Source organism: Corynebacterium sp. HMSC073H12, assembly GCF_001837775.1.
GTDB lineage: Bacteria > Actinomycetota > Actinomycetes > Mycobacteriales > Mycobacteriaceae > Corynebacterium > Corynebacterium amycolatum.
This window is the reverse complement of the sequence record NZ_KV834038.1, coordinates 1-7925: the sequence shown is the minus strand read 5'-3', so window position 1 is coordinate 7925 and position 7925 is coordinate 1. Positions and strand designations below refer to the sequence as shown.

Genomic DNA, 7925 nt, shown 5'->3' with positions numbered 1-7925 from the left:
TCTCGGTGGGCGCCGTATGTGTGGCATCATCCCGGGGCGAGCGCACATGGCACGGTTGAAGTTGGGGTACCGGGAGGCTGTGGCGCTGACTGATTCTGCGCTGTGCCCAGTAGGTACGCGCGTGCGCGGTCACGAGTTCCACAAGACAGCCCTCACCGATGACACCGCAAGTGTCGCTGCTGCGGCCGGGTGGCAACCAGCCTGGGGTTGGCGTGGATATCAAGGCGAGACAGTTCGCGACGGCTTCGTTTCCGAGTCTGGGCGGATTCATGCCGGTTACCTGCATGTTCATCCGGCGGGTACGCCGGGGAACGTTAGTCGCTTTGTTGCTTCGTGCGCCGGGTAAAGTATTAGCTATGAGTTTGCTTCTCAAAGACTACGGCGTGTTGGTGATTGGCGGTTCCACGGCTGCAGAGCGCGTGATTCCTCGGTTGTTGGACTCTGGCGCTGATGTCACTGTGTGTGAGGGTGGGGAAGTAACAACTGCGATTGAGGCCTGGGCTGCAGACGGCCGTATTACTTTGACCCGCACTGGTTTTACCGAGGCGATGAGCTGGGGCAAGGCTCTCATGGTCTGCTGTGACGAGTCGTTGCTGCGTGAGGTGACACTCGAGGGACACCGCCGAGGTATTCTCGTCGACGATGAAACCGGGACATCCAGCCCGCTTACTCCTGTGGCGCTGACCGGCCGTCGCGCGTCGCGCGCTGGGGATCTCGCTGGGCAGGTCGCACTCGTAGGCGGTGGCCCGGGCGATCCCGGTCTGATTACCGTTGAGGGGCGTCGCCTGCTCCGGCTTGCCGACGTCGTCGTTGCAGACCACCTCGGTCCGCTGTCGCTGCTCGGTGACTTGGAACCGGATGTCGAGATTATTGATGCCGGCAAGCTTCCTTACGGTCGCGCCATGGCTCAGGAGCGCATCAATGAACTCCTCGTTCATCGTGCCCGCGAGGGCTACTTTGTGGTCCGGCTCAAGGGCGGCGATCCGTACATCTTCGGCCGCGGTTTTGAAGAGCTTCAGGAGCTGCAGAAGGCAGGGGTACCGGTTCGAGTTGTGCCGGGTATCACCTCGGCACTGGCGGTACCGGGGACGATTGGCATCCCAGTTACCATGCGTGGCGTCAACCACGAATTCACTGTCGTGTCCGGTCATGTCCCACCGGGGCACAAGACTTCGCTAGTCAATTGGGATGCGCTGGGCCGCATGCACGGCACTATTGCCATCATTATGGGAGTTAAGAACGGGCCGAAGATTGCCGAGGCTCTGATGAAGGCCGGCCGCAGCCCGAAGACTCCGGCTGCGGTCATCCAGGACGGCACGCTGCCGAATCAGAGGTCGCTGCGCTGCACGCTCGGCGAGCTTGGCGAGAAAATGGTCGAAGAGGAAATCAAGCCGCCCGCCGTTATCGTCATCGGTGAAGTCGCCGGTCTGGATGAGGGCGATGAGTAAGAGCAACAAGTCGAGCAACAACAAGTCGAAGAAGCGTGAGCCAGAGCAGCAAAAGGCAGGACTTGTTACCCGACTGCTTGCCGACGATCAGCTGCGTAGCGCTATCTGGATGGGCGCTGCGACCTTCCTGGTGTTCTACCTCGGAGCCATGATTATCTTCCGCCTGCTGCTCCTCGGCGGAGAGGGCTCGCGCTACGACAGCATTTTCATCGCTGTCATTGCGCTCATTGCTGCCATTGTGGCAGGTCGGAAGCGCTACAACGACGACATTTAGTTTTCCGGGACGCGGAAGATGAGGGTGCCGTCGTCAAGCGAGACGTCGTATCCCGCGGCGCGCGCGATATCGACGGCCTCTGTGGGGGAGGTCGGTGCCGTATCGGAAAGGGCGATGGCGCGGGCAAATAGGCCCTTGTAGTGCTTGTTGAAGTGGCTGACGATTTTGCCCTCGGCGGTGAGCACGGTCATCGTTGTCGCGCTCTTGACTTTGCCCAAATTGGCGTAGGTGCCGGAACGAAGGTCGATGAGGAAGTCGACATCTTTGAGAGCCTCGGTGATGGCGGTGCCCCAACGGCGCTTCATCGTGGGAGCTGCGTCGGCAGGCTGATCCGCGAAGGGGAGCTTGACCGTGCCAGAGAGACGGTAGCGGGGGATGAGGTCGTCCCCGCCAATGACGCCGAAGAGCGCTGACCCGATGGCGAGTCGAGCACGGCCGGTTTCAGGCAGATCGCTGGGGGAGAGTGCGTCGTAGAGCACCCCGGTATAGCGCTCGAGAGCCGGCGTGGTCGGCGACTCTAGGAGTGCGGCATTAGCTGTGACTTCGTCAGCGAGACGTGGCCCCAGTTTCAGTGTTTCCATCGCGGCTTCCCTGTTCGCACTTAACGCCACGAGATCGGCTGCAATGCGCTCGCGGATGGGGTTGAGGGAGCCGAAGCTCAGCGAGGAAAAGTCCACTGCGGGATGGCTGCCACCAGTGGCTTTGGTTTCAGATGGGGGTAGGACTACGAGCATGGGCACCATAGTAATGCCCCGCATGTTGCGAAGAACGATCGACGGGTAAAATCAGCATTCATGATTACGCGAATGTCCCAGCTATTCCTACGCACACTGCGCGAGGATCCCGCTGACGCCGAGGTCCCTAGCCACAAGCTGCTCGTCCGTGCCGGCTACATCCGGCGAACTGCCCCTGGTGTGTACTCCTGGCTGCCACTGGGCTTGAAGGTTCTGCGCAACGTAGAGAAGGTTGTGCGCGAGGAGATGGAAGGCATTGGTGCACAGGAGCTGGCATTCCCTGCACTGCTCCCGCGTGAACCGTACGAGGCGACGAATCGGTGGACCGAATATGGCCCCGAGCTGTTCCGTCTGAAGGATCGCAAGGGCGCGGACTACCTGCTGGGGCCGACGCACGAAGAGATGTTCGCGCTGGCTGTCAAGGATCTTTTCAGCTCCTACAAGGATTTCCCGACGACGCTGTTCCAGATTCAGACCAAGTACCGCGACGAGGCCCGCCCGCGCGCGGGTATTCTGCGCGGCCGCGAGTTCGTGATGAAGGACTCCTACTCCTTCGACATGGACGACGAGGGGCTGGAAAATTCTTATCAGCTGCACCGCGGTGCCTACCAGCGAATTTTTGACCGGCTGGGCATTAAGTACGAAATCTGCCACGCCACCTCCGGCGCTATGGGCGGTTCGGCCTCCGAGGAGTTCCTGGCTGTTAGCGAAAATGGCGAAGACTCCTTCGTAGTCTCCACCGACGGTGAGTACGCCGCCAACGTTGAAGCCGTGAGAATCCCGGCAGTCGAACCGCAGCCGATTGAGGGACAGCCGGAGGCGAAGGTTTACGAGTCTCCGAACTGCGCCACCATTGCAGCGCTTGTTGATTGGGCCAATGGCGCGGACTTCGGACGCGAGGTCACCGCTGCCGATACTTTGAAGTGCGTTCTCGTCGCCGTCGACCCGAAGAAGGTCGATAAGGAGGGCAACGCCCTGCCGGAACAGCTCACCGCAATCCTTGTTCCCGGTGACCGTGAGGTCGATGAAAAGCGTCTCGAAGTCGCATTTGAACCGGGTGAGGTGCGCTTGCTGGAGGACAAGGACTTCGCAGCCAATGACTTCCTGATTAAGGGCTACGTCGGCCCGCAGGGGCTCGCCGATCACGGTGTGAAGGTCCTAGCTGACCCACGCATAGCCGAGGGCACGAATTGGATTGCGGGAGCCAACGAGGAAGGCAAGCACATCGTCGATGTGGTCGCTGGCCGGGACTTCCAGATTGACGGTATTTGCGATGTCGCAGAGGTGCGTGACGGCGACCCGGCTCCGGAGGGGCATGGCACGCTAAAGATCGAGCGCGGCATCGAGATTGGTCACATTTTCCAGTTGGGCCGCAAGTACACCAACGCCTTTGAAATTGACATCCTCGATGTCAACGGTAAGCGTGCTCGTCCGACGATGGGGTCCTACGGCATTGGTGTGTCCCGTCTGGTCGCTGTCCTCGCAGAACAGCAGTTGGATGAAAAGGGCCTCAAGTGGCCAGTTGCCGCAGCACCGTACAAGGTTCACATCGCTGTGGCCGGTAAGAACGCCGAAGCAGCTGAGGCCGCTGAACGGCTGGCGGAAGACCTCAGTCAGCAGGGCATTGAGGTGCTTTTCGACGACCGTCCGAAGGTCAGCCCCGGTGTGAAGTTCAAGGACGCTGAGCTGCTGGGTATGCCGTTTGTGGTCATCTTTGGCCGTGGCTACGCGGACGGCAAGGTGGAGCTGCGTAACCGCCTGACCAACGAGACCGACGAGGTCGCCGCTGACGGCATTGCAGCTCACCTCGCGGAGCTGGTTCGCAAGGCCTAAGTCGGCACAGGCTTAAAGTGCCGGCAGCGTTAGAGTCCCGGCAGCGGCTCCAAGTTGTTGCCACCTAGCGCTGCCGCTCCGGCGGCAGCCACGCCAGCTGCCTGCAGTGCGAACATACGCATCCGAGGGTTATCGGCAGCGAGCAATACGTCTTCCCACGCCTGGGCGCAATAGCGCTCCAACGCAATCATGTAATCGACGGGTGCCGTATCCGGTGAAGGAGCATCTTCCGGCATATAGCCAGGTGCGCTCTCCGGCACCTCAACGTCGGAATCCTCCAAAATAAGTCGGACACGATCGCGCAAAATTCGGTGGCGCTCGCCACGGGCCAAAAGCGCAGTAGTGGTATCGCCTCCGACACGTGGTGTGGCTACGCCGACGCCGTAAATCATCATGTATTCGGCTTGCAGTGCCTTAGTCATCTGCTCTTCGGCACCCGAGATTTCATCCCTGTCACTGGGAATCAATGGGACAAGCTCCTCCCACTCAGCGCCCGCAGCACGCAGGGCGAGGACGATACCACCATCGACAGCCGTGGCAAGGCGCGCAGTGTGCTCTTCCCGCAATGCAGTGCGTGAATCCAGGGCCTTCGTCAGTGCGGGACTGTTTCGTGAGTCCGTGAGCAGTACTTTCGCATGGTCACCGGTAGCCAGGGGCGCTGGCACTGCGACGTCGGAGCCACATTCATCGACAGACTTGCCATCCTTGCGGGTACCGCAGGCACGCGTGATTTCCGCATCTAGCTCGGTCACCTGCGCGGAGCGTACGGCAGCGAGGTCCGGATTGGCGTCGCTAAGCGAATGCGCATCGCGCGACGCCAGCGCGTGGAGAACCTCAATGGCGTAATCCGGGCGTGGTGCCACCAGATGCGAGCACGCGGAGAGCGCGGGAAGTGATCCCACGGCGAGGGCAGCAGCGAGGAAGCCACGGCGCGAGAGAGTACGAGTGCGAGTGCGATGCGATGCGGAAGCAAAACTGGGGGCGGGAGGTTCAACAATCACCTCACTATCGTGCCACGCCGGGCGGCACTATGTGTCAATGCGGTGTGGCGAAAGTGCCCAGGTGCGCAATTCCTAGTACTTGACCTGTAGACTCTACGACTATGGCGATACCCGCACCCGAGAAAATTGAACAGTTTGTGCGCCCGGCGCTCGCACAAATCGGCCTGGATGTTGAAGATGTCAAGGTCGTTCGCGCCGGCGCAAAGTCACAGGTCATTGTGTTGGTTGATGCAGATGAGCGTCCTGACCTCGATGTTCTGGAACAGGCCACGCATGAAGTATCTTCAGCTCTGGATGCCGCGGAGGAACGCGGTGAAGCCGACTTCGGCGCTCAGGGCTACACCTTGGAAGTTTCCACTCCTGGTATTGACGCACCGCTGACTCAGCCTCGGCACTGGCGCCGTAACCGTGGTCGTGTTGCGGAAATTTCGCTTGCCGACGGTTCCGCGATTGCAGCCCGCATTGGTGCGCTGTCGCCGGATGAAGAATTCATCATTCTCGTTACCTCTAAAGGGCCAAAGGGGCGGTTGAAGGCTGTTGGTCAGCGTGTCGAATTAACCAATGTGGCCCGTGCAGTGGTACAAGTTGAATTCTCTAATCCGCCCGCAGCCGAGAAAGATTTTGCGGGACTAGACTATGACGATGCCTTGACCAGGCTGGAGGATAACAAGTGAAGATTGAACTAGCTGCCCTACGAACCTTGGAAAGGGAAAAGGGTATTCCTGTCGACGAAATGCTGGGACTGGTCGCCCGGGCATTGCGTGAAAGCTACCGCAATACCACCGCACCGGCACAGTATGCGCGCGTCGAAATCGACCGTGAGACCGGTGACGTCATAGTTTTTGCCCAGGAGCGAGACGACGAGGGCAATCTCATCTCCGAATGGGACGACACTCCGGAGGACTTTGAGCGTACCGCTGCATTCGCTGTTCGTCAGACGATCCTTTCGCGTCTGCGGGATGCGGAAAGCGACAAGGTTCTCGACGAATACGCAGACCTGTCTAACCAGGTCATTTCCGGCGTGGTCCAGCGCGATGTCTATGCCAATGAAAAGGGCATTGTCGTCGTCCACATCGGTTCGGAGGCCAACGGTCGCGACGGTATTTTGATGCCGGCTGAGCAGCTGCCAGGTGAGGAACTCAAGCACGGTGACCGCATCAAGTGCTACGTCGTCGGTGTGAACAAGACACCGCGGGGTGTTGCGATTCACCTGTCACGCACGCACCCGGAGCTCATTCGTAAGCTCTTCGAACTTGAAGTTCCGGAAGTTGCCGATGGGGCAGTGGAATTGATTTCGATTGCACGCGAGGCTGGTCACCGCACCAAGGTTGCTGTACGTCCCACGGTCAAGGGGCTCAACGCTAAGGGCGCCTGCATTGGGCCGCGCGGTCAGCGTGTGAGCTCGATTATGAATGAGCTCAAGGGCGAGAAGATTGACATCATCGACTACGACGAGGATCCGGCGAAGTTCGTTGGTAACTCGCTGGCGCCAGCCAAGGTCGTTAGTGTCAAGATTTTGGACATGGATGAGCGCCGTGCACATGTTGTGGTGCCCGACTACCAGCTCTCGCTTGCTATCGGCAAGGAGGGGCAGAATGCGCGTCTGGCGGCTCGTCTGACCGGCTGGCGAATCGATATCCACTCCGACGCGGAGTAGGCACAAGGTCAGCGTCCCAGCGGTTGCGAAAGTGGCGGGAAAGTGCCTAGGGGGTTGGCACTTTTCCGCCTTTTCGGGTTATGCTGGGAGGTGGCCAAACGACAAGGCGTGAGTTTCTTATGCGAATTTTCGCGCTTTATTTCTTAGCAGGAAGGTGGGTGCGTCAGGAGTATGACGACTTCGCGGGTGACAAACCCGAATTCGACAACTCATACACCTGCACCCACACGTACCTGTATTGCAACTAAGCAGCGCCGCAATTGCTCGGAGCTGCTGCGTATTGTCGCTACCACCCGTTCAGATGGCTCAGTAGCCGTCGTTGCTGATCCGCGTCGTCGGATGCAGGGACGAGGTGCCTGGATCACCCCAACACTAAAGACTTGGGAGATCGCCGACAAGCGCCGTGCATTTGGCCGCGCACTGAAGGTATCTACGCAGGTAGATGCGTTTCCGGTTAAACAGTTTATCGCCACGCACTACGAAACGGCGGAGGGTTTCGCCCCCGCTGACGATGTGCGTGTCGCTAAGCAGGGAGGCAGGAAAAATGACAACAGAAAGACCTGAACACTGATGAGCACACGATGAAGCATCAGCGATGAACGGCAATAGATAAGAGGGAGCCCTGCAGGCGCTCTCGGTGCGCGGACGAATCCGCCATCGGGCGCTGCTCGGCCCCCACTAGTGAGGAGAGCAGTGTCCGGAAAGCTACGTGTCCATGAGCTCGCTAAGCAGCTCGGGGTCACCAGCAAAGAACTACTCGCCGAGCTGAAGGCTCAGGGCGAGTTTGTTAAGACCGCTTCTTCGACGGTGGAACCACCCGTCGTCAGGAAGATGAAGAAGGTCTACGAAGAGAAGAATGCTGGTGCAGGTGCTGACGCGTCTGCACAGGCCCCAGCTACGAAGGCTGCAGCTAAGCCTGCTGCTAAGTCGGGTGCGAAGCCAGGCGCTAAGCCAGCAGCTAAGCCAGGCGCCAAGCCG

At 59.7% G+C, this 7925-nt stretch carries 9 protein-coding genes and 1 pseudogene; 8 read left to right on the top strand and 2 right to left on the bottom strand.

Annotation, left to right across the window (positions count from 1 at the left end; translation table 11 throughout):
- The 3 genes and pseudogenes from HMPREF2708_RS10920 to HMPREF2708_RS06750 all read left to right on the top strand — a co-directional run.
- Positions 1-346, top strand: a pseudogene (locus tag HMPREF2708_RS10920) (cobyrinate a,c-diamide synthase); the annotation flags it as partial.
- A 10-nt stretch (positions 347-356) separates the two neighbouring features.
- Entirely contained in the window at positions 357-1448 is a 1092-nt protein-coding gene (gene cobA / locus HMPREF2708_RS06755) for a uroporphyrinogen-III C-methyltransferase (RefSeq protein ID WP_070833617.1), read from the top strand.
- Positions 1441-1722, top strand: a complete 282-nt coding sequence (locus HMPREF2708_RS06750; protein WP_224786668.1) for a hypothetical protein — start codon at positions 1441-1443, stop codon at positions 1720-1722. Before cobA ends, HMPREF2708_RS06750 begins: the two co-directional genes overlap by 8 nt.
- Here the strand turns inward: HMPREF2708_RS06750 and HMPREF2708_RS06745 are convergent.
- Positions 1719-2456: a YaaA family protein gene (locus HMPREF2708_RS06745; protein ID WP_070833906.1), complete on the bottom strand. Its 738-nt coding sequence runs from the start codon at positions 2454-2456 to the stop codon at positions 1719-1721. The genes HMPREF2708_RS06750 and HMPREF2708_RS06745 overlap by 4 nt on opposite strands.
- 60 nt (positions 2457-2516) lie before the next feature.
- Between HMPREF2708_RS06745 and HMPREF2708_RS06740 the strand changes: the two genes are divergently transcribed.
- A complete protein-coding gene (locus HMPREF2708_RS06740) occupies positions 2517-4289 on the top strand; it encodes a proline--tRNA ligase (RefSeq protein ID WP_070833616.1) in 1773 nt (590 codons plus the stop codon).
- Positions 4290-4318: 29 nt separating this feature from the next.
- Here the strand turns inward: HMPREF2708_RS06740 and HMPREF2708_RS06735 are convergent, their stop codons facing one another.
- Positions 4319-5290 (bottom strand): DUF4439 domain-containing protein, encoded by a 972-nt coding sequence (locus tag HMPREF2708_RS06735; protein ID WP_070833615.1) that lies wholly within the window; start codon positions 5288-5290, stop codon positions 4319-4321.
- Between the two features lie 101 nt (positions 5291-5391).
- Between HMPREF2708_RS06735 and rimP the strand changes: the two genes are divergently transcribed.
- The 4 genes from rimP to HMPREF2708_RS06715 all read left to right on the top strand — a co-directional run.
- Positions 5392-5964, top strand: a complete 573-nt coding sequence (rimP, locus tag HMPREF2708_RS06730) for a ribosome maturation factor RimP (RefSeq protein ID WP_070833614.1) — start codon at positions 5392-5394, stop codon at positions 5962-5964.
- Complete coding sequence (nusA, locus tag HMPREF2708_RS06725; protein WP_038628709.1) at positions 5961-6947, top strand: transcription termination factor NusA; 987 nt, start codon at positions 5961-5963, stop codon at positions 6945-6947. Before rimP ends, nusA begins: the two co-directional genes overlap by 4 nt.
- A gap of 171 nt (positions 6948-7118) precedes the next feature.
- Positions 7119-7511, top strand: a complete 393-nt coding sequence (locus tag HMPREF2708_RS06720; protein ID WP_070833613.1) for a YlxR family protein — start codon at positions 7119-7121, stop codon at positions 7509-7511.
- A 129-nt stretch (positions 7512-7640) separates the two neighbouring features.
- Positions 7641-7925: translation initiation factor IF-2 N-terminal domain-containing protein (locus HMPREF2708_RS06715; protein ID WP_210400330.1), on the top strand; the 285-nt coding region annotated here is incomplete at its 3' end.